Below are 21,435 nucleotides of genomic sequence, written 5' to 3' on the forward strand. Positions count from 1 at the left end.
CCACAGTGTCCGCGGCGCCGCTGAACCTGTGGGAGCTGGCTTGCCAGCGATGAGGCCCTCAAAAACAAAGAACTTCCCAAGCCGGCCACCGCTCTACCGATACAAGCCCTCCACCCCGGCCCTCGCCCATGGACCTTGTCATCGCCCGCCCCGAAGGCCTCTACTGCCCACCCGGCGACTTCTACATCGACCCCTGGCGCCCGGTGGACCGTGCCGTCATCACCCACGGCCACGGTGACCATTCCCGCCCCGGCAACCAGCATTACCTCTGCGCCGAACCCGGTGCCGGCATCCTGCGCAGCCGCCTCGGCGCGGACATCAACCTGCAGACCCTGCCCTACGGCCAGCCACTGCAGCACCACGGCGTCACCCTCAGCTTCCACCCCGCCGGCCATGTCCTCGGCTCGGCCCAGGTCCGCCTCGAATACCAGGGCGAAGTCTGGGTCGCCTCCGGTGACTACAAGGTCGAACCCGACGGCACCTGCGCTCCGTTCGAGCCGGTGCGCTGCCACACCTTCATCACCGAATCCACCTTTGGCCTGCCGATCTATCGCTGGCAACCCCAGGCCGAGATCTTCCAGCAGATCAACGCCTGGTGGCGCGACAACCAGGCCAATGGCAAGGCCAGCGTGCTGTTCTCCTACGCCTTCGGCAAAGCCCAGCGCATCCTCCACGGTATCGATGCCAGCCTCGGCCCGATCCTCGCCCATGGCTCGGTGGAACCGCTGAACCGGGTCTACCGCGAAGCCGGCGTGCGTATTCCGGAAACCCGCTACGCCGGCGATATCCCGCGCAACGACCCACTCCTGCGCCAGGCCCTGATCATCGCCCCGCCCTCCGCTGGCGGCAGCAGCTGGATGCGCCGCTTCGGCGACTACAGCGATGCCTTCGCCAGCGGCTGGATGCGCTTGCGCGGTACGCGGCGGCGTCGGGGTGTGGACCGGGGCTTCGTGCTCTCCGACCACGCCGACTGGCCCGGCCTGCTCTGGGCCATCGAGCAGACCGGCGCCGAGCGGGTGATGGTCACCCACGGCTCGGTCCAGGTGCTGGTGCGCTATCTCAAGGAGCTGGGTCTGGACGCGCGCGGCTTCGTTACCGAATACGGCGAGGAAGATGACACCCCCAGCAGCGAGGGCAACGCATGAAAGCCTTCGCCGAGCTCTACCTGCGTCTCGACGCCACCACGTCCAGCAACGCCAAGCTGCAGGCGCTGCAGGACTACTTCAGCCAGGCTCCCGCCGAGGACGCTGCCTGGGCGGTGTATTTCCTCTCCGGCGGGCGCCCCCGGCAACTGGTGCCCACCCGCCTGCTGCGGGAACTGGCGGTGCGCCTGTCAGGCTTGCCGGAGTGGCTGTTCGAGGAGAGTTACCAGGCCGTGGGCGATCTGGCCGAGACCTTTTCCCTGCTCTTGCCGGAAAGCGAGCACAGCAGCGATGCCGGTCTGGCGTACTGGGTCGAAGAGCAACTGCTGCCCCTGCGCGGCCTTGCCCCTGAAGTCCTGGCCGAGCAGTTGCCGCCGCTGTGGGCGCAACTGGACCGCAACAGCCTGCTGGTGTGCATGAAGCTGATCACCGGCAGCTTCCGTGTCGGCGTGTCGAAGCTCCTGGTGACCCGGGCCCTGGCGCAACTGGCTGACCTGGATGCCAAGCAGGTGGCGCAGCGTCTGGTCGGCTACACCGATCTGCGTCACCGCCCCACGCCCGGCGGCTACCTGGCGCTGATCGCCCCGCCCAGCGCCGAGGAACATGCCCAGCGTGGCGGCCAGCCCTACCCGTTCTTTCTCGCCCATGCCCTGCAACAGCCGCCGGAACAGTTCGACGCCCTGCTGGGCCCGGTCAGCGACTGGCAGGCGGAATGGAAGTGGGACGGGATTCGCGCACAACTGGTCAAGCGTGATGGACAGTTGTGGATCTGGTCGCGGGGTGAGGAATTGGTCACCGAGCGTTTTCCCGAGCTACATGCCTTGGCCGCCGGCCTGCCGGACGGCACGGTACTGGATGGCGAGATCGTGGTGTGGAAGCCCGATACCGAGGGCATCGCCGTGCAACCCTTCGCCGTGTTGCAACAGCGCATCGGGCGCAAGACCCTAGGCAAGAAGCTACTGGCCGATGCTCCGGTGGTCTTGCTGGCCTATGACCTGCTCGAATGGCAGGGCGAGGACTGGCGCAGCCGGCCGCAACGGGAGCGGCGCCAGCAACTGGAACAGGTGGTAAGCGACTACCCGGCTGCGGTGTTGCAACTGTCGCCCGTGCTGGAGGCTGACGACTGGGCGGACCTTGCCCGGCAACGGGAGGCGTCGCGCAGCCTGGGTGTCGAAGGCCTGATGCTCAAGGCCCGGGATGCGCTGTATGGCGTGGGGCGGACCAAGGACATGGGGGTGTGGTGGAAGTGGAAGATCGATCCCTTCACCGTGGATGCAGTGCTGATCTATGCCCAGCGCGGGCATGGGCGGCGGGCCAGCCTGTACAGCGACTACACCTTCGCGGTCTGGGATGCCCCGGCCGGGTCGGCGGAGCGCAGCCTGGTGCCCTTCGCCAAGGCCTATTCCGGGTTGAGCGATGCCGAGATGCGCAGTGTCGACGGGGTGATCCGCAAGACCACCCTGGAGACGTTCGGGCCGGTGCGCAGCGTGACGCCGAGCATGGTGTTCGAGCTGGCGTTCGAGGGGATTGCCCTGTCCAAGCGGCACAAGAGCGGGATTGCCGTGCGTTTTCCCCGCATGCTGCGCTGGCGACAGGACAAGCCCGTGGAGGAAGCGGATGATCTGGCGACGTTGCAGGGGCTGCTCAGCTGATCCAAAAGTTGTGGTGCTACTGATGGCCTCATCGCTGGCAAGCCAGCTCCCACAGGTTCACCGCTGCCCTCCAGAGCGGTGCAGGACCTTGTGGGAGCTGGCTTGCCAGCGATAGGGCCATCAGCATCGACAACAGTCCCTACCTGACCCGCAACCCCCGCATCACCACCAGCGCAAACGCCACGACCACCACCGCCACCACCCCGCTGGTCACCGTCACCCCTTCCCGGAACGCCAGCCCCGCCGCCGGCGCCAGCCCCAGCCCCTCCACTGAATAGGCCGCAGCCAGCGTTGTCGTGGAAACACCCTCAGGCACCACCAGCGACAACCGATACACCGCCGCCACCGCCCCGCCAATCAGGGTCGTCCCCAGCACCACCCCCACCTCGTACGCCGTTTCGCTCACCGACGAGGCACTGCCGACCCGGTCCGCCGGCACGCTGCCCAGCACCAGGTCATTGGACACGCTGGTGATCGCCGCCACGCTGACATTCAGCAGCAGGAAGGCGATGCCCAGGCTCAGCACCGTGGCCTCCACCAGCGCCATCAGCGCAAAGGCCGCCGCCGCCCCCAGCAGGCAGAAGGCGATCAGCCGGTTCGGTGTGACCCGCTGCGCTACCGGCACCACGGCCATCCCGGCGATGATCGCCAGCGCCTGCCCCGGCACCAGGACCAGGCAGGCCGCCAGCGGCGACAGGCCGAACACCAGTTGCAGCAACTGGGTGGCAAAGAAGATGAAGCCGATCAGCAAGCCCAGGCTGACCAGGTTGACCAGGATCGACACGCTGAACGCCGGCCGCCGAAACAGGCGCAGGTCCAGCAGCGGCTGGTCCAGTTGCAGTTGCCGGCGCACGAACAGCATCCCCCAGGCGCCCCCCGCCAGCAGACATAGCACCGCCTGGGCATCGAGGCCGGTGGTAGCGGCATGCTTGAGGCCGAGCATCACCCCGGTCATCGCCGCCAGGCTGAGGAGGATGCTGGCGAAGTCGGTGCGGCCTTCACCGTGGCGCTCGGTTTCCGTGATCGAAGGCGCCAGCAGCAATACCGGCAACAGGAACGGCAAGGCCACCAGGAACACCGACGGCCAGTCGAAGAACTGCAACAGCACCCCGCCGAGCAAAGGCCCCAATGCCGAACCCAGGGTCAGGCAGGTAGCCCAGACCGCCACGGCGATACGCCGCTCGTCACGGTCCTGGAAAGCGCTGCTGATCAGGGCCAGGGTCGCCGGCAGGATCATCGCGCCGAACACCCCTAGCAGCGCCCGCCCGGCAATCAGGTGCCAGGCCTGCTGGGACAGCGCCAGCAACAGCGAGATCACCGCGAAACCGCCGCAACCGATGAACAGTAGCCGCCGATGGCCAAAGCGATCGCCGCTGCTGCCCATGGTCACCAGCAATCCGGCCAGCACCAGCGAGTAGGCATCGATCATCCACAGTTGCGCAGCGGCGGTGGGGTTCAGCGCCGCGGCAATGCGCGGCAGGGCGAAGTTGAGGATGGTGTTATCGATGGTCACCAGCAGGACCGGCAGCATGATCACCAACAACGCCGCCCCCTTGGCGCGATCCCGGATCATCGAGAACAGAGGGCTTGCCGCTTCGTGCATCGTGAATCTCTCCTTGAGACGTGTTCAACAGATTGAAAAGCCGCGTGCAGGTGCGGCTGTGTCCGGCCACACCGGGGCCGAACCAGTGGCGCAGCGCATCGAGCTCGGCGGCGAAGGCCTCCGTCGAGTCCTGGCGGCAAAACTGGTGCAACTGATCGAGGCCGCCGGCGAGGTATTCGCGCTGGCGTGCGCCATGGCGGTTGTGCCGCTGGATATCCCAGTAGGTCTGCGGCGGGTTGTGCAGGATCCGCGCAGCCAGGGCCAGCAGGGTCTGCATCGGCGGCGGCGCCAGTTCGGCGAGCAGCCCGGGGTCGCATTCGCTGCGTTGCAAGGCAGAGGCGAACGCCATGATCGCGGCATGGGGCAGGGTCTGGCACACCGCCATGGTGCGGTCATGGGCTTCCGGCCCCAGGTGCCGCACGCGCATGCCATGCCCGGCGAGCAAGGTGGCGAAACGCGCACCGGCGGCGCCCGGGGTCCGCTCGCACAGCACCACCGGGCGACCGCGGCAATCCAGGGTCGGCGAGAACATCGGGTTGATCCCCAGCGACGGGATCCCCGGCAGGAGCTTCGCAGCCAGCTCCTGGAACGGCTGCTGCACCGAACAGGTGTTGACCAGCAGGCGCAGGGAAGGCATCGCCCGGGCATAACGCTCCAGCACCTGCAAGGCGACCTCCTCGGGCAAGGCCAGGACCAGGGTGGTGGTGGCTTCCAGCAATTCCGGCGCCTGCTCCGGCAACGCCAGGGCATCCATCACCCGCTGGTCGAAGGCGCGCCCGGCGGGCTCGCGGTCGATGATGATCGGCGCATGACCGGCATCGGCCAGCAGGCCGGCGATAAAGCGCCCGACAATGCCGGCACCGCCGACAACCAGATACTTGTCCAAGGCTCACCTCCTGATGCTGTGGAAGGGCACGCTGGCCTTGACCAGCGTTTCGCGCATTTCCTCCGCCGGGTCCGACGCCGCGACGATGGCGCCGCCGATGCCAAAGCTGGCGGTGCCATCCTTGAGCACGGCGGTACGGATGACGATGCTCAGGTCGGTGTAGCCATCCACGCCGACCCAGCCCAGGGCGCCAGAATAGACACCCCGGGCCGAGGATTCGAGACGGTCGATGATCTCCATGGTGCGGCGCTTCGGCGCGCCGGTCATGGAGCCGCCGGGGAAGCATGCGCGGATCGCCGCGAAGGGCGCGACATCGGCGCGCAACTGGCCCTCCACGGTGGAGACCAGTTGGTGCACCGAGCTGTAGCTCTCGATGGCGAAGGCCCGTGGCACCGCCACCGAGCCGGGCACGCAGATGCCGTTGAGGTCATGCCGGACCAGGTCGACGATCATCAGGTTTTCCGCCCGGTCCTTGGCCGAATCCGCCAGCTCCTGGCGCAGCGACTGATCGACCTCGGTGTTGCAGCCCCGCGGCCGGGTGCCCTTGATCGGCCGGGAGAGAATCCGCCCGCCGCAGTCGATGCGCAGGAAGGTCTCGGGCGAGGCGCTGAGAATGGCAAAGTTGCCCGTATCGATGAACGCGCCATAGGGCACCGGGCTGATCGCCCGCATGCGCTGATAGACCTTGAGCGGCTCGTCGGCACAGGCCATGCGCGCACGGTTGGTCAGGCAGATTTCATAGGACTCGCCATCGACGATCTCGCGCAGGCAGCGATCGACCTTTTCCCGGTAGGTCGCGGCGCTGTCGGACAGGCCCAGGGCCGACTCGCACACCGGACCGGGGAAGAACTGCGGGATCCGCGCCCGGCTGGCCTTGCACGGCGGCTGCAAGGTCAGGCGTTCGCCCCACAGGTGGCAAAGCCAGGCCTTGTTGCGCAGGTGGTCGAACACCAACAGGTTCTGCGGCAGGTAGAACAGCGCGTCGGGAAATTCCGAGACATGGACATTGTCGGTACCGGTCAGGGCCTTGAGCTCATAGCCCAGGTAGCCTACCAGGCCGCCGGTAAAGGGAAACGGCGCCTGTGGTCGCTGCGGTTGGCGCAGTTGTGCCATGACCAGCCCCATCAGCTCGAAGAAATCGCCGTTGAGCTGGCTCTGTCCCTCCGGGCCGTGAATGCTCAGGCAGCGGTTTTCCACGTCATAGCCGAACACCAGCGCCGACGCCGGATCGCACGCCCCCATCAGCGAATAACGCGCCTGCCCGCGGTCGGCCAGCTCGCTGTCGAGCCAGAAGGCCGCGCCCTGCCCGGCGAAATGGCTGTCGAAGGCGTCCAGCGGCTCGGGCACCCGGGCCAGCGGCTGAAAATCGAAATCCAGGCGCGGCGGGCCTCCGGCTTCGCGCAAGGCCCGGGCGATATCGGCCTCGCGGCGGTGCGCGCGGCCCTCGCCGACCAGGCGCACGAAGTTGCGCAGGAGCTGGCGGCCATGCTCGGAGTCGATGGACTCGGGATGGAACTGCACGCCCCAGATCGGCCGCTCGCGGTGCGCCAGGCCCATGACCAGGCCGCAGTCGGAACGGGCAGTGACTTCCAGGCAGTCCGGCACCTCGGTGCACACCAGCGAGTGGTAGCGCACCACCTCGAAATCCTGTGCGATCCCGGCGAACAGGTCCTGTCCGCCGTGGCGGATGCGCGTGCGGTAGCCATGCACCGGCTGGGGCGCGTGCTCGACCTTGCCGCCGAAAAAGCAGTTGATGCCCTGGTGCCCGAGGCACACCCCGAGCAAGGGAATCCGCGCCTTTTCCAGCACCTCGCGACAGACCCCGAAATCCGCCGCGCGGGTCGGATGCCCCGGCCCCGGCGACAGTACCACGGCGTCGAAACGCCCCAGGTCGAGCTGCTCGAAGCTGCGGGTATTGGGCAGCACCACCGGTTGCTCGCCGCATACCTCGTAGAGGTACTGGGCAATGTTGTTGGTGAAGGAGTCGAAGTTGTCGACGATCAGCGCGCGCATGCCTCAGCCCTCCTCCGCCGACCCGGCGAGCAGGGCCATGACCCGCAGTTCCTCGTCGCAGGTTTCCTCGATGATCAGTTGGAACAGGCCGTCCAGGTACTCCGGGCGCAACTGCCGCGAACCGGACAGGGCGCGGACCTGGTCGAGGGTCGAGGTCACCCGCGACGGCTGCATCATCGGGATGCCTCGGGCCGACTTGACCTTGGCGATGACCCGGCAGATCGCCATGCGTTCGGCGAGCAGGTCGACCAGCAGTTCGTTGATCTGGTCCAGTTGTTCGCGGTACGGCTGCAACTCGGCGTTCACGGGCATGGCGTGTCCTCCCTCGTTCAGCGCAGGCCGGGGGCCCGGCTGATCTGCAGGTTGAGCTTGCGCGCCAGGCAATCGATCTGCTCCGCGCTGTGCGCCGCCGATACCGCGCAACGCAGCAGCGCGTGGCCGCTTTCAACGATCGGGTAGAACACCGGGAACACCACCAGGCCCGAGGCGCGCAGGGCGCTGGCGGCCAGGGTGCCCTGGCGTTCGTTGTCGAACAGCGCGCCCCGGATCGGCGCTCGCAAGCCGGCATTGAGCAGGGTTTGCTCGACCCGCCCGTCGAGGCGCCGCACGTTGCTCCACAGCGCTTTCTGCAAGGTCAGGATGTCCGAGGACAGGTGAATCTGCGCGGCCGCGACATTGGCCGCCTGCAACGGCAGCGGGATGCTGTGGCCGAACACCAGCGGATTGGCCAGGGCGCGCAATTGCCCGGCATTGGCCCCGGGCTTGAGCACGATAAAACCGCCGGCACCGCCAAAAGCCTTGCTCAGCGAGCCGGCGATCAGGGTGTTGGCCGGCAGGTGATGGCCGAGGTTTTCGAAGGCGTAACCGGCGCCGTAGCAGCCGCTGATGGAGATACCGTGGGCATCGTCGACGTACAGGTAGCCGTTGTAGCGCTGCAGGCGTTCGCTCAGGTCGGCCACCGGCAGCAGGCCGGACATCGAGCCGACCCCGTCGATCAGCATCACCGGGGTCAGGCGCTCGCGCTCGCAGTGCACCAGCGCTTCCTCGAGGCCGTCGCTGTCGGCGCTGTCGACCCGGCGTACCGGACCGAATTGGGCAAGCACCCCGCGCAAGACCTGCATCGAGGCGTGGGCGGTACGGTCCACCAACCACATCACCCCGCGCTCGCGGGTCGGGTAGCCGTCCATGCCGCCACTGCCGAGCAACGGCAGCACGCCCAGGTGGGCGTTGCTGGTGGAGCTGAACACGGTAACGCTGCATCCCCCGTAGATATCGCCGAGCAGTTGCTCTAGCTGGCGCAGGTACAGCGGGCTCATGGCCGCACGGCTGGCGGACAGGTGCACGCCGAATCGCTCCAGGGCCACCTGGGCTGCCAGCACCAGGGCCGGATGATTCTCCAGGCCGAGATAGGAACAGGAAACGAACTCGGTGCAGACGCTGCCATCCACCAGGGTCAGTTGCTTGCCGTTGCGGGCGACCACCTCGAAGCCAGTCAGGCCTTCTGCCGTCGCGCCATCGAGGGCATCGCTGGTGCGCTGGCGGCGGATGTTCATCCAGTTGTCGTCGGTGCCTGCGGGCATCCGTGCATGGTCGTTCATGGCGCTCTCCCTACGGTGAAAACGGAAGGTCCCGTTGCGTCGCTGAAATCGTCGTCCTGACACAGGTGGATCGATTCGAAGCCGTGCCGCTCAAGGGTGGCGGCGACCTTTTCCGACAGGCCCTCGCCGTGCTCGATCAGCAGCGCCCCGCCCGGGCGCAGCATGCCGGCGGCGCAGACGGTGCTGGCGACGACCAGTTCGGCCCCCTGCTTGCGGGCATAGATGGCCCCCGGTGGATGGTGATCGCCCCACTCCGGCAGCAGCTCGGTGCCCGGTGGCACATAAGGCGGATTACTGACCACCACATCGACCCCGCCACGGGCGGCCGCGAGGGTCTCGGGGCGGGTGATGTCGGCCGCCAGCACGCTGACTTCACGCTGGGCATCGAGGCGGCGGATATTGCGCTGCTGGTAGGCCCGGGCGGTGCTGTCGCTGTCGACGCAGACGGTCCGCGCGCCGGTCGCGGCCCAGATCGCCAGGCCGATGGCACCGACACCGGCGCACAGGTCGTAGACCGTGGAGTCGCCGGTCAGGGCCAGGTTGCGCTCGATCCAGCGGACCATGGCCAGGCTCTGCCGGCGTGGCACGAAGGTGCCGCTGCCGACCAGCAGGCGCTGTCCGCCGAAATCGGCGTAGCCGAGGATATGGCCCAGGGGAATCCGTGCGCAGCGTTCGGCGATATCGTCGCGAAAGGCATCCAGGCGCCGGGCATCGAGGGCCCGGTCGGGATTGAAGTGTTTGTCGGTGATGGCCCGCAGATCGCCTTGCGGGTCCCACAGCCCGGCCTCGCTCAACTCGCGCAGGGCCAGGGCCTGATGGTGCTCGAAAGCGCAAAGAATCATGACCAGGCCTCGTAGTAGGCCGCCAGGCGCTCGTACATCGAGCGATACAGCCAGGAGAAGGCCACCAGTTCCGGCGGCGGCGTGAAACGCGGGTGCAGCGAGGTGATCAGGCGCGTGTAGTTTTCGCTCATGCCCTGGTCCAGCAGGGGCATCCAGTAGGGCTTGATGTTCCAGCGGTATTCGTAGCCGGTGGCGAACATCTGCCGCACGGTTTCCGCCACCGTCTCGTCCCGGGGCAGCCCGGCCAGGGGCTCGCGGATCGGGGTGAAGCAGGACAGGTCGAGGCTGTTGTCGAGGCCCTCGATGCGGTCGGCGATCCAGGTCGCCAGCAGCGGCGACTGGTGCAGGCCGTCGCGGTAGGTGCCGGTGACCAGCCACAGGCCGTCGTAGTCACAGGCGCCGATCAGTGGGAAACCGTCGGCCGTGACCGGGCGGTTGCCGACCTGGATATCGATGATCGAGGCGTCATGCAGGTCGAGGTTGAGCTGGTCGACGGCGCAGTCGAGGAGGAACTGCACATCGGAGACCTGGGCATGGCTGCGCGGCTGTTCGGCGAGGATATTGGTCGCGCCGATGTACAGCAGGTCGTCGCCCCGGGGCACGCAGTGCAGGCCGCAGGCGAAGGCGCGATTGGGCGTGCGGATCACCGTTTGTGGTGGCAACTGTCCCGGGCGCAGGCGCAGGAGGATCGATACCCCGTAGCCGGCGAACAGCGGCGGGATATGCCGGCGGATTTCCTCCAGACCGTCGAACAGGTCCAGCGAGTGCACGCCTGCGGCCACCACCACGTGCCGGGCGGGCAGATGGCGACCGTCCTGCAGGGCCACGCCGGTGGCGCTCCAGCCTTCGCTGAGGACTGCACGGGCATTGCAATCGATGATCTCGCCGCCACAACCGAGCAGCGCCGCGTCGAGCTTTTCCAGGAGCAACGGCGCATCGATGGCGTTTTCGTCGGGGATCAGCAGGGCCTGCATCGGCCGCACCAGGTCGTTGGCCTTGATCCACTCCAGCTCGCCGGGGGCCACCGGGGTGTAGAAGGTCTGGTAGTCGCGCAGCGCCTGTTCGATCGCGGCGTAGTTGACGCTGTCGATCTCGGCCATGCCGGCGGAGTTGAGGATTACATGGGTGCCGCAGGCGCTGAGCAAGCCTGCGGCGTTGCCACTGGCCCGGGCCAGGCGTTCGTTCCAGTGGGCCCAGAGCCCCTTGGCCTGGATGTCCATGGCCAGTTTCAGGCGCCCGTATTCACTGGCCAGGAGGCCGCGGGTGACTTCGCCGAAACAGCCGTTCATCGCCCCGGCGGCGCGGGAGGCGGCATTGCGGCGGGCGGTTTCTCCGACCCGGCAGACGCTGAGTCCGCGGCTGGCCAGCTCGAATGCGATGGACGCGCCGACAGCACCGCTGCCGACCACGATGACGTCGTGGATCATGGTTGTCTCCCGCGATTGCGAAACCGAAAAAACAGGACGGCTGGCGCTGTAGGAGTGCAGCGCCAGGAGACAAGCTGCCGGCTTGTCTCGAACCCGTCCGAATGTCCAGGGAGAACAACGCGGACAAAGGGTGGGATTGTCCTTTCGCGTTATTCCACCGCTCGACAGCACGGTGACGACAGTAGGGGGACGGCTGCACAGGGACAACTACCGGAACAGGCAGGTAAATTCGTGTAGGAAACGTCCCGCCCGATGGCGTCCCGACGGGAGACAGCTCACTTTTTCATCGCGTCGAACAGGCGTTTTGCACAGGCGCGCTCGTTTTAAACAAGCGTCTGCATGAGCGGTTGCCGGACGACCAATGGCGACCTCAGATCAGCCCCAATGCGGCCGCCTGCGCTGCCGCCTGGACCCGGTTCGGCGAGTCGAACTTGCGCAGGATGCTCTTGATATGGAAGTTCACCGTGTGCTCGGAGAGGTCGAGGATGGCGGCGATGCCCTTGGAGCATTTGCCGTCGGCGATCCAGCGCAGGATCTCGGTTTCCCGGTCGCTGAGCGGGATGGCAGCGGCGCGGCCTTCGACCCGTTCGAGGTGCTCGTCTAGCAGCTCCAGCAGGCTGCGCAGGTGCAGCTTCAGGGGGAGCAGTTCGGCGGACTTGAGCGGGCCTTTTTGCCGGGCGACGCAGAGCATCTGCCAGCCGCTGTCGCGGCAGCGCTGGGTGAAGGTGGCACCGCTGGCGAAGCCGATGTCGCGCAGGCTGCCGGGGGCGTCGGCCTTGTCGTCCCAGAGCAGCAGGCCGGGGGGCGGAAACTGGTCCTGGTCGGCCAGCCAGGCGGCGGGATAAGTGCCGGTGAACTGCGCGCGGGCCTGGCTGAACGGCACGGCGCGGCGCCGGCCCCAGGCAAAGCGCTGGAAACCCAGGGCACGGGTCAGGCGCGAGGTGTCCTCGAACAGTTCGTCCGGGGTGTGGCAGTCGTCGAAGCGGGCATTGGCTTCGAGCCACCAGTGCATGAAGTCGGGGGTGGGCCTCATTGGCGGGGGTCCTGTCCTTGATGTAGTGCTCTCAAGGGCCTCATCGCTGGCAAGCCAGCTCCCACAGGGATCGCGTGCACCGCAGACCTTGTGGGAGCTGGCTTGCCAGCGATGAGGCCATCAGCAGCACCATAGCACTCAGCCCCCCTGCACCGACAAACAGCCCCCCGCCCCACCCCCAGCGCCAAAACAGGGCACCACCCTTCATCCCCCGAATCCCCCACCCCCCACCCACACAGCACTTTTGGAACGATGGTGCGGAAATTGCTATCACTGTGATGTCGGGCCGCGACCGGTAACGGTGCACGGCCATACCTCATATCCGCCGCTTCACAAGGACTCCACGATGAAAAAAGCATGGCTGACGCTTTCCGCTGTTGCTCTGTGTCTGGCTGCCGGCAGTACCTTCGCCAAGGAATACAAAGAGCTGCGCTTCGGCGTCGATCCTTCCTATGCACCCTTCGAGTCCAAGGCCGCCGATGGTAGCCTGGTGGGCTTCGATATCGACCTGGGCAACGCGATCTGCAAGGAACTCAAGGTCACCTGCAAATGGGTCGAGAGCGATTTCGACGGCATGATCCCGGGCCTGAAGGCCAACAAGTTCGACGGTGTGATCTCGTCAATGACCGTCACTCCGGCCCGGCAGAAGGCCATCGACTTCTCCGAAGAGCTGTTCAGCGGCCCAACCTCGCTGGTCTACAAGAAAGGTTCCGGCCTGAGCGCCGACCCTGCCTCGCTCAAGGGCAAGAGCGTCGGCTACGAGCAAGGCACCATCCAGGAGGCCTACGCCAAGGCCGTGCTGGACAAGGCCGGGGTCAAGACCGTGGCCTACCAGAACCAGGACCAGGTCTACGCCGACCTGCTGTCCGGCCGCCTCGATGCCTCGATCCAGGACATGCTGCAAGCCGAACTGGGCTTCCTCAAGTCCGAAAAAGGCGCCGGCTATGAGGTGAGCCAGCCGGTCGACAGCGAACTGCTGCCGTCCAAGACCGCCATCGGCATCCGCAAAGGTAACACCGAGCTGAAGGAACTCCTGAACAAAGGTATCAAAGCGTTACACGACGACGGCACCTACGCCGAAATCCAGAAGAAACACTTCGGTGAGCTGAACCTCTACAGCGGTAAATAACCGTTGAAACAGTGCCCGCCTCACAAGGGCGGGCATTTTTATTTCTGCCTCGGGGTTCGCCTCCATGCTCGACCAATTCCTCGCCCTGCTCGGGCTTTCCGCTTTCAGCCTGCGGGGCTTCGGCCCGCTGCTCTGGCAAGGCACCCTGATGACCGTGCAACTGGCGTTCATGTCCCTGCTGGTGGCGGTCGCCATCGGCCTGGTCGGCGCCAGCGCCAAGCTCTCGCCGATCCGCATGCTGCGCCTGCCGGCCCAGCTCTACACCACGCTGATCCGCGGCGTGCCGGACCTGGTGCTGATGCTGCTGATCTTCTACAGCCTGCAAACCTGGCTCACCAGCCTCACCGACTACATGGAATGGGAATACATCGAGATCGACCCGTTCGCCGCCGGGGTCATCACCCTCGGTTTCATCTACGGCGCCTATTTCACCGAGACCTTCCGCGGCGCCATCCTTGCCGTCCCCCGGGGCCAGGTGGAAGCCGCCACGGCCTATGGCCTCAAGCGCATGCAGCGCTTTCGCTTCGTGGTCTTCCCGCAGATGATGCGCTTCGCCCTGCCGGGCATCGGGAACAACTGGATGGTCATGCTCAAGGCCACCGCTCTGGTCTCGATCATCGGCCTTGCCGACCTGGTCAAGGCCGCCCAGGACGCTGGCAAGAGCAGCTACCAACTGTTCTTCTTCCTGGTGGTCGCGGCGCTGATCTGCCTGGCCATCACCAGCACCTCGAACCTGGTCCTGCGCTGGCTGGAACGGCGCTATAACGTCGGCACCCGGGAGGCGCTGCGATGATCGAACTGCTCCAGGAATACTGGCGGGCCTTCCTCTACACCGACGGCACGCATATCACCGGGCTGGCGATGACGATGTGGCTGCTTAGCGCCTCGCTGCTGATCGGCTTCCTCGTTTCCATCCCGCTGTCCATCGCCCGGGTCTCGCGCAAGCTCTGGGTGCGCTGGCCGGTGCAGTTCTACACCTACCTGTTCCGCGGCACGCCGCTGTATATCCAGTTGCTGATCTGCTACACCGGGATCTACAGCATCGCCGCAGTGCGCGAGCAACCGCTGCTGGATGCGTTCTTCCGCGATGCGATGAACTGCACCATCCTCGCCTTCGCCCTGAACACCTGCGCCTACACCACGGAGATCTTCGCCGGGGCGATCCGCAGCATGCACCACGGTGAAATCGAGGCGGCCCGCGCCTATGGCCTGCACGGCTGGAAACTCTATGCTTACATCATCATGCCGTCGGCGCTGCGCCGCTCGCTGCCGTTCTACAGCAACGAGGTGATCCTGATGCTGCACTCGACCACGGTGGCCTTTACCGCCACGGTGCCGGATATCCTCAAGGTCGCCCGGGACGCCAACTCGGCGACCTTCATGACCTTCCAGTCGTTCGGCATCGCGGCGCTGATCTACCTGTGCATCACCTTTACCCTGGTCGGCCTGTTCCGCCTCGCCGAACGGCGCTGGCTGGCGTTCCTCGGCCCCGCTCACTAGGACTGACTTGCAATGCACCACAAGACCCATGACCTGCTGGCCCCGGTGCCCGGTATCGCCCGGCAGATCCACAGCTTCCACTTCGGCCCGCGGGCCGGCGGCAAGATCTATATCCAGGCCTCGCTGCATGCCGACGAACTGCCCGGCATGCTGGTGGCCTGGCACCTGAAACAGCGCCTGGCCGACCTCGAAACCCGCGGCCTGCTGCGCAAGGAGATCGTCCTGGTGCCGGTGGCCAATCCGGTGGGCCTGGAGCAGGTGCTGATGGACGTGCCCCTGGGCCGCTACGAGCTGCAGAGCGGCGAGAACTTCAACCGCCGCTTCGTCGACCTCAGCGACCAGATCGGTGACCAGATCGAAGGCCACCTGCGCCAGGACCCGCAGCACAACCTGGCGCTGATCCGCGAGTACCTGCGCCGTGGCCTCGACGCCCACCCGGCCAATACCCCGCTGCAATCCCAGCGCCTGACCCTGCAACGCCTGGCCTGCGACGCCGACATGGTCCTCGACCTGCATTGCGACTTCGAGGCGGTCGAGCACCTCTACACCACGCCGGAAGCCTGGGCCCAGGTCGAACCGCTGTCACGCTACCTCGGGGTGCAGGCCAGCCTGCTGGCCACCGACTCCGGCGGGCAGTCGTTCGACGAGTGCTTCACCCTGGTCTGGTGGCAGTTGCAACAGCGCTTCGGCAAGCAGTTCCCGATCCCCATGGGCAGCTTCTCGGTGACCGTCGAATTGCGCGGCCAGGGCGATGTCAGCCACCCGCTGGCCGAGGCCGACTGCGAGGCGATCATCCAGTACCTGACCCGCTTCGGCGCCATCGAAGGCGAGCCGGCGCCGCTGCCTCCGCTGCTCTACCCGGCCACGCCACTGGCCGCCGTGGAGCCGGTCGCCACGCCGATGGGCGGCCTGCTGGTGTTCCATGTCACTCCAGGCCAGTACCTGGAAGCCGGGCAACTGGTGGCCGAGGTGATCGACCCGCTCAACGACCGGGTCACCCCGGTGCGCAATGTCCAGGCCGGTTTGCTCTATGCCCGCTCACTGCGGCGCATGGCAACCGCCGGGATGGTCATCGCCCATGTCGCCGGCCGCGAGGCCTACCGTAGCGGCTACCTGCTGTCGCCTTGAGGAATTGCGTGTGTACAAACTGACCATCGAAGACCTGCACAAGAGTTACGGCGAGCACAAGGTGCTCAAGGGCGTGTCCCTGAAGGCGAAGACCGGCGACGTGATCAGCCTGATCGGCGCCAGCGGCTCGGGCAAGAGCACCTTCCTGCGCTGCATCAACTTCCTCGAACAGCCCGACGACGGGCGCATGACCCTGGATGGCAAGGACATCCGCATGGTCCACGACCGCCACGGCATGCACGTGGCCGACGCCGACGAGCTGCAACGCCTGCGCACCCGGCTGGCCATGGTGTTCCAGCATTTCAACCTGTGGAGCCACCTCAGCGTGCTGGAAAACATCTGCATGGCCCCGCGCCGGGTGCTGGGGATCAGCAAGCAGGAAGCCGAGGAACGGGCGCGGCGCTACCTGGACAAGGTCGGCCTGGCGCCACGGGTGGCCGAGCAGTATCCGGCCTTCCTCTCCGGCGGCCAGCAACAGCGGGTGGCCATCGCCCGGGCCCTGGCGATGGAGCCGGAAGTGCTGCTGTTCGACGAACCGACCTCGGCCCTCGACCCGGAACTGGTGGGCGAAGTGCTGAAGGTGATCCAGGGCCTGGCCGAGGAAGGCCGGACCATGATCATGGTCACCCACGAAATGGCCTTTGCCCGCCAGGTGTCGAGCCAGGTGATGTTCCTGCACCAGGGGCTGGTGGAGGAGCAAGGTACGCCGGCGGACGTGCTCGGCCAGCCGAAAAGCGAACGCCTGCAACAATTCCTGCGCGGCAATCTGAAATAAAACCAACCCGGGCGGCCGGCGGTCTGTAGAGACACAGCCCTTGCCGAGCCGCCCATGCCCGCCTCTCCCAACCTCGCCGATGCCTGGTTCGCCCCCCGTGGCTGGACGCCGTTCGCCTTCCAGCGTCAGGTCTGGGCGGCGGTGGGGCGTGGCGAATCCGGCCTGCTCCACGCCAGTACCGGCGCAGGCAAGACCTATGCGGTGTGGCTCGCCGCCCTGCGCGCCTTCGCCAGCCAGGGGGCGCAGCCTGCGCCCTTGCAGGTGCTGTGGATCACGCCCATGCGTGCCCTCGCTGCCGATACGGCGAGAGCCTTGCAAGCGCCGGTGGACGACCTGCAACTGCCCTGGACCGTCGGCGTGCGCAGCGGCGACACCAGCAGCGCCGAACGCGCCCGCCAGGCCCGGCGCCTGCCCTCGACCCTGATCACCACTCCGGAAAGCCTGACCCTGCTGCTGACCCGCGCTTCGGCGCACAACGACTTCGCCAGCCTGCGCATGGTGGTGGTCGACGAATGGCACGAGTTGCTCGGCAACAAACGCGGCGTGCAGTTGCAATTGGCCCTGGCGCGCTTGCGCCGGTGGAATCCCGGGCTGGTGGTCTGGGGGCTGTCGGCGACCCTGGGCAATCTCCCTCATGCCCTGGAGGTGCTGCTGCCCGAGGGCGGCCGGCTGATCGAAGGCAAACAGGACAAGAAGCTGCTGGTGGATTGCCTGCTGCCCAGGGCCATCGAGCGCTTCCCCTGGGCCGGGCACATGGGCCTGAGCCAACTGGAGCAGGTCGCCGGCGAGATCGATGCCTGTCACAGCTGCCTGGTCTTCACCAATACCCGGGCCCAGGCCGAGCGCTGGTACCAGGGTTTGCTGGAAATACGCCCGGAGTGGGCCGGGTTGATCGCCCTGCACCATGCTTCGCTGGCCCGCAGTACCCGGGACTGGGTCGAGCGCAGTCTCAAGGACGGCGGGCTGAAGGCCGTGGTCTGTACGTCCAGCCTCGATCTCGGGGTGGATTTCCTGCCGGTGGAGCGGGTGCTGCAGATCGGCTCGGCCAAGGGCGTGGCGCGCCTGATGCAGCGGGCCGGACGCTCCGGACACGCGCCAGGGCGGGCCTCGCGGATCACCCTGGTGCCGACCCATAGCCTGGAGCTGGTGGAAGCGGCGGCAGCGCGTCAGGCCCTGGCAGCCGGGCAGATCGAGGCAAGGCAGTCGCCCCGGCTGTGCCTGGATGTGCTGGTCCAGCATCTGGTCAGCATGGCGTTGGGGGCGGGCTTTCGACCCGAAGAACTGCTGGCGGAAGTCCGCAGCACCTGGGCGTTCCGCGATCTGCGCGACAGCCAGTGGCAATGGACGCTGGATTTCGTCCGGCATGGTGGCAGCTCGCTGACCGCCTACCCCGATTACCAGCGGGTCGAGCCGGGCGAGGATGGCGTCTGGCGGGTGGTCAGCGAACGTCTGGCCCGCCGCCACCGCATGGGCATCGGCACCATCGTCAGCGATGCCAGCATCCAGTTGAAGTTCTGGAGCAAGGGCGGTGGTGGCGCCAACCTGGGCAGCGTCGAGGAGGCCTTTATCGCCCGGCTGCGTCCGGACGATGCTTTCGTTTTCGCCGGCCGGGTGCTGGAACTGGTGCGGGTGGAGAACATGACCGCCTATGTGCGCCGCAGCACCTCGCGCAAAGCCGCGCTGGCGCGCTGGAATGGCGGGCGCATGCCGCTTTCCAGCGAGCTGGCGGACGCCCTGGTGGCGCAACTGGATGCCGCGGCCCACGGGCGCTTCGACGGCCCGGAAATGCGCGCGGTGCGGCCACTGCTGGACGTGCAGGCCGAGTGGTCGGCGTTGCCCACCCAAGCCAGCCTGCTGGCCGAGACCTGGCATTCGCGCCAGGGCTGGCATCTGTTTCTCTATCCGTTCGCCGGGCGCATGGCCAACCTCGGCCTGGCCAGCCTGATCGCCTGGCGGGCCAGCCGGGTGCGGCCGCTGAGCGCATCCATTGCGGTCAACGACTACGGTTTCGAATTGCTGACACCCACGGCGGTGGACTGGGCTGCCCTGCTGCCGGAAGCGCTGAGCCCGGACAACCTTCTGGAGGACGTGCTCGCCAGCCTCAACGCCGGGGAAATGGCCCAACGGCGCTTTCGCGAGATCGCACAGATTTCCGGGCTGGTGTTTGGCGGCTATCCGGCGGCACAAAAAAGTACCCGACAGATCCAGGCCTCCAGCGGATTGTTCTTCGAGGTATTCCGTCGCCATGACGCGGACAATCTGCTGCTGGGCCAGGCCCGGGACGAGGTGCTGCGCGAGGAACTGGAGATCGAGCGCCTGCAGCGCCAGTTGCTGAAGATGAATGCGCTGCGCCTCGACCTGCACGACCTGCGCCGCCCGGGCCCGCTGGCGTTCGCCCTGGTGGTCGAGGGCATGCGCGAGACCCTGAGCACGGAAAAGCTGGCGGACCGCATCGCGCGGATGGTCGCCGATCTGGAACAGGTTGCCGACGGGAGGCCGCGCCGTGCCCGCTCACGTTGAGATCGAACTCTGCGGGGAACGCCTGTGGCTGCTGGCGGACCGCGCCCTGTACTGGCCCGCGCGCAAGGCGTTGCTGGTGGCGGACGTGCATATCGGCAAGGCGGCCAGCTATCGCGCGCTCCACCAGCCAGTGCCGCGCGGCACCACGGCAGCGACCCTGGAGCGGCTGGACAGCCTGCTGGGGGCTTATCCGTGCGAACAGATGATGGTCCTGGGAGATTTCATTCACGCCCGTTCAGGGCGCGCACCGGCGACCCTGGCCTTGCTCACGGCCTGGCGCGAACGTCATGCGGGGGTGCATGTCCGCCTGATTCGCGGCAATCACGACCGCCATGCGGGTGATCCTCCGGCGCAACTGGGTATCGAGGTGCTCGACGAGCCCTGGGTCATGGACCCCTTCGCCCTGCAGCACGAGCCCCAGGTGCATCCGTCACGGCCGGTGCTGGCCGGGCATGTACACCCGGTCTGCGTGCTGCGCGGTCGGGCGCGGCAACGGCTACGCCTGCCGTGCTTCGTGATCGACGAGCAGGTCAGCCTGCTGCCGGCCTTCGGCGAGTTTACCGGGGGCTGGGAGGTGAAGCCTGATGCGCCAGCGCGCCTGTACTTGGCGGGCGACGGCCAGGTCTGGCCGCTGGCGCCCTGAACTCAGGCTACCGGAGCAGGTGGTGGTTCATCGGGAAGGGTGGGTTCACCGGGCTCCATCGGCGGGTTTTCACCCGGCTGAGGCGGTTGCGGAGTGTCCGGATCCGGCTGCCCGGGTACACCACCGGCATGCAGCGGAGGATGGGCCAGCAACGACCACGCCAGCAGCCCGATCTGGTTGGGCTGCAGGATGGCAAGCTTGGCGCTGATGGTGGGGTCCAGTTTCATCGGCTGCTCCTGACGAGAGGTTTCAATCTCTTGGAGTGCCAAACGCCGGGGGAATTCCCCCAGCTCGTCGGATCAGGTGCGCGGCAGGGTGACGCCGCGCTGGCCCTGGTACTTGCCGCCACGATCCTTGTAGGACACTTCGCATTCTTCATCGGATTCGAGGAAGAGCATCTGTGCCACGCCTTCATTGGCGTAGATCTTCGCCGGCAGCGTGGTGGTGTTGGAGAATTCCAGGGTCACGTGACCTTCCCACTCCGGTTCCAGCGGGGTGACGTTGACGATGATGCCGCAACGCGCGTAGGTGCTCTTGCCCAGGCAGATGGTCAGGACGTTGCGCGGAATGCGGAAGTACTCGACGGTACGGGCCAGGGCGAAGGAGTTCGGCGGGATGATGCACACGTCGCTCTTGACGTCGACGAAGCTGCCGGCATCGAAGTTCTTGGGATCGACGGTGGCCGAATTGATGTTGGTGAACACCTTGAATTCGTCGGCGCAGCGCACGTCGTAGCCATAGCTGGAGACACCGAAGGAGATCAGCTTGTCATTGCCGTCGTTGCGCACCTGGCGCTCGACGAACGGTTCGATCATGCCGTGTTCCTGCGCCATGCGGCGAATCCACTTGTCCGATTTGATGCTCATGGCGGGGGTTCCTGAAATAGCGGGGTGAAAAAGGTGACGCGCATCTTACCGGGACGAGCGCCCGCTTCAAAGATTTAGCCTGCATCCATTTGCCGGACGGAGCCCTGCAGGCCACGAACGGCGCCGTCAGTCATGATTTGTGCAAAAGCCCCACGAGACCATTGGCACGTTGGGGAAAAAGGGTTAAGGTGCCGCCACTGTGCTGCACGTTGTCACTGAGAATCTCTACTTGATGCAAGATTTCGATCGCCCATCCATGAATTTTCTGTCTTTTTGCACTCAGTCCCGGCCAGGGCGTTTCCTGAGCCGTTAACTACTTTGTCCAAGGAGACAGACCATGTCCAATCGCCAAACCGGTACCGTTAAGTGGTTCAACGATGAGAAAGGCTTCGGCTTCATCACCCCACAATCCGGTGACGACCTGTTCGTACACTTCAAAGCCATCAAGGCTGACGGCTTCAAGAGCCTGAAAGAAGGCCAACAGGTTTCTTTCATCGCTACCCGCGGTCAGAAAGGCATGCAAGCTGAAGAAGTCGAAGTTATCTAACTTCTGCTGATTCGCTTACATAGCGTTCAAAAAAACCCGCCTCACGGCGGGTTTTTTTATTTCAGGATGACTCCAGCACCGCATTTCGCTGGACTACGCCGCAACCCGCTACAGCAGGTTTATCAAGGACT

Annotated in this window: 20 protein-coding genes; 10 read left to right on the forward strand and 10 right to left on the reverse strand. The window is 66.3% G+C overall.

Annotation, left to right across the window (positions count from 1 at the left end; translation table 11 throughout):
- Nucleotides 1–128 precede the first annotated feature (128 nt).
- Together AC2CQI_RS13915 and AC2CQI_RS13920 are read left to right on the forward strand one after the other, a co-directional pair.
- A complete protein-coding gene (locus AC2CQI_RS13915; protein WP_075804520.1) occupies nucleotides 129–1,145 on the forward strand; it encodes a ligase-associated DNA damage response exonuclease in 1,017 nt (338 codons plus the stop codon).
- Entirely contained in the window at nucleotides 1,142–2,794 is a 1,653-nt protein-coding gene (locus AC2CQI_RS13920; protein ID WP_484580470.1) for an ATP-dependent DNA ligase, read from the forward strand. Before AC2CQI_RS13915 ends, AC2CQI_RS13920 begins: the two co-directional genes overlap by 4 nt.
- A gap of 139 nt (nucleotides 2,795–2,933) precedes the next feature.
- Here the strand turns inward: AC2CQI_RS13920 and AC2CQI_RS13925 are convergent, their stop codons facing one another.
- The 8 genes from AC2CQI_RS13925 to AC2CQI_RS13960 form a co-directional block, all read right to left on the reverse strand.
- Nucleotides 2,934–4,397: an MFS transporter gene (locus AC2CQI_RS13925; RefSeq protein ID WP_484580471.1), complete on the reverse strand. Its 1,464-nt coding sequence runs from the start codon at nucleotides 4,395–4,397 to the stop codon at nucleotides 2,934–2,936.
- Nucleotides 4,294–5,283, reverse strand: a complete 990-nt coding sequence (locus tag AC2CQI_RS13930; protein WP_484580472.1) for a prephenate dehydrogenase dimerization domain-containing protein — start codon at nucleotides 5,281–5,283, stop codon at nucleotides 4,294–4,296. Before AC2CQI_RS13930 ends, AC2CQI_RS13925 begins: the two co-directional genes overlap by 104 nt.
- 3 nt (nucleotides 5,284–5,286) lie before the next feature.
- The gene (pabB, locus tag AC2CQI_RS13935) at nucleotides 5,287–7,296 is read right to left on the reverse strand and encodes an aminodeoxychorismate synthase component I (protein WP_484580473.1); all 2,010 of its coding nucleotides are present in this window, start codon (nucleotides 7,294–7,296) and stop codon (nucleotides 5,287–5,289) included.
- Nucleotides 7,297–7,299: 3 nt separating this feature from the next.
- On the reverse strand, nucleotides 7,300–7,608 hold the full coding sequence (locus AC2CQI_RS13940; RefSeq protein WP_075804525.1) for a chorismate mutase: 309 nt from the start codon (nucleotides 7,606–7,608) through the stop codon (nucleotides 7,300–7,302).
- Between the two features lie 17 nt (nucleotides 7,609–7,625).
- Entirely contained in the window at nucleotides 7,626–8,894 is a 1,269-nt protein-coding gene (locus tag AC2CQI_RS13945; protein WP_484580474.1) for an aminotransferase class I/II-fold pyridoxal phosphate-dependent enzyme, read from the reverse strand.
- Complete coding sequence (locus AC2CQI_RS13950; protein WP_484580475.1) at nucleotides 8,891–9,736, reverse strand: N5-glutamine methyltransferase family protein; 846 nt, start codon at nucleotides 9,734–9,736, stop codon at nucleotides 8,891–8,893. The genes AC2CQI_RS13945 and AC2CQI_RS13950 overlap by 4 nt, the downstream gene beginning before the upstream one ends.
- Entirely contained in the window at nucleotides 9,733–11,163 is a 1,431-nt protein-coding gene (locus AC2CQI_RS13955; protein ID WP_484580476.1) for an NAD(P)/FAD-dependent oxidoreductase, read from the reverse strand. Before AC2CQI_RS13955 ends, AC2CQI_RS13950 begins: the two co-directional genes overlap by 4 nt.
- 370 nt (nucleotides 11,164–11,533) lie before the next feature.
- Nucleotides 11,534–12,196 carry a LuxR C-terminal-related transcriptional regulator gene (locus tag AC2CQI_RS13960; protein ID WP_484580477.1) on the reverse strand — a complete coding sequence of 221 codons (663 nt, stop codon included), beginning with the start codon at nucleotides 12,194–12,196 and terminating at the stop codon, nucleotides 11,534–11,536.
- A gap of 346 nt (nucleotides 12,197–12,542) precedes the next feature.
- Between AC2CQI_RS13960 and AC2CQI_RS13965 the strand changes: the two genes are divergently transcribed.
- The 7 genes from AC2CQI_RS13965 to pdeM all read left to right on the forward strand — a co-directional run bounded on the left by AC2CQI_RS13965 (nucleotide 12,543) and on the right by pdeM (nucleotide 19,891).
- Nucleotides 12,543–13,325 (forward strand): transporter substrate-binding domain-containing protein, encoded by a 783-nt coding sequence (locus tag AC2CQI_RS13965; protein ID WP_484580478.1) that lies wholly within the window; start codon nucleotides 12,543–12,545, stop codon nucleotides 13,323–13,325.
- 64 nt (nucleotides 13,326–13,389) lie between these two features.
- Entirely contained in the window at nucleotides 13,390–14,118 is a 729-nt protein-coding gene (locus tag AC2CQI_RS13970; RefSeq protein ID WP_484580479.1) for an ABC transporter permease, read from the forward strand.
- Nucleotides 14,115–14,825, forward strand: a complete 711-nt coding sequence (locus AC2CQI_RS13975; RefSeq protein WP_075801298.1) for an ABC transporter permease — start codon at nucleotides 14,115–14,117, stop codon at nucleotides 14,823–14,825. The genes AC2CQI_RS13970 and AC2CQI_RS13975 overlap by 4 nt, the downstream gene beginning before the upstream one ends.
- Nucleotides 14,826–14,837: 12 nt before the next feature.
- Nucleotides 14,838–15,953 carry a succinylglutamate desuccinylase/aspartoacylase family protein gene (locus tag AC2CQI_RS13980; protein ID WP_075801299.1) on the forward strand — a complete coding sequence of 372 codons (1,116 nt, stop codon included), beginning with the start codon at nucleotides 14,838–14,840 and terminating at the stop codon, nucleotides 15,951–15,953.
- Nucleotides 15,954–15,963: 10 nt separating this feature from the next.
- Complete coding sequence (locus AC2CQI_RS13985) at nucleotides 15,964–16,728, forward strand: ABC transporter ATP-binding protein (protein ID WP_075801300.1); 765 nt, start codon at nucleotides 15,964–15,966, stop codon at nucleotides 16,726–16,728.
- A 54-nt stretch (nucleotides 16,729–16,782) separates the two neighbouring features.
- Nucleotides 16,783–19,248 carry a ligase-associated DNA damage response DEXH box helicase gene (locus tag AC2CQI_RS13990; protein WP_484580480.1) on the forward strand — a complete coding sequence of 822 codons (2,466 nt, stop codon included), beginning with the start codon at nucleotides 16,783–16,785 and terminating at the stop codon, nucleotides 19,246–19,248.
- Nucleotides 19,232–19,891, forward strand: coding sequence for a ligase-associated DNA damage response endonuclease PdeM (gene pdeM, locus AC2CQI_RS13995; protein WP_484580481.1), 660 nt, complete (start codon nucleotides 19,232–19,234; stop codon nucleotides 19,889–19,891). Before AC2CQI_RS13990 ends, pdeM begins: the two co-directional genes overlap by 17 nt.
- Nucleotides 19,892–19,893: 2 nt before the next feature.
- Here pdeM and AC2CQI_RS14000 read toward each other — a convergent pair whose 3' ends face one another.
- Together AC2CQI_RS14000 and dcd are read right to left on the reverse strand one after the other, a co-directional pair.
- Nucleotides 19,894–20,118 (reverse strand): hypothetical protein, encoded by a 225-nt coding sequence (locus AC2CQI_RS14000; protein WP_075801303.1) that lies wholly within the window; start codon nucleotides 20,116–20,118, stop codon nucleotides 19,894–19,896.
- Between the two features lie 72 nt (nucleotides 20,119–20,190).
- Nucleotides 20,191–20,757 (reverse strand): dCTP deaminase, encoded by a 567-nt coding sequence (dcd, locus tag AC2CQI_RS14005; RefSeq protein WP_042122772.1) that lies wholly within the window; start codon nucleotides 20,755–20,757, stop codon nucleotides 20,191–20,193.
- Nucleotides 20,758–21,094: 337 nt separating this feature from the next.
- Between dcd and AC2CQI_RS14010 the strand changes: the two genes are divergently transcribed.
- On the forward strand, nucleotides 21,095–21,304 hold the full coding sequence (locus AC2CQI_RS14010; protein ID WP_028943495.1) for a cold-shock protein: 210 nt from the start codon (nucleotides 21,095–21,097) through the stop codon (nucleotides 21,302–21,304).
- The last annotated feature ends 131 nt before the right edge of the window (nucleotides 21,305–21,435 follow it).

The organism is Pseudomonas sp. P2S-1 (genome assembly GCF_057197725.1).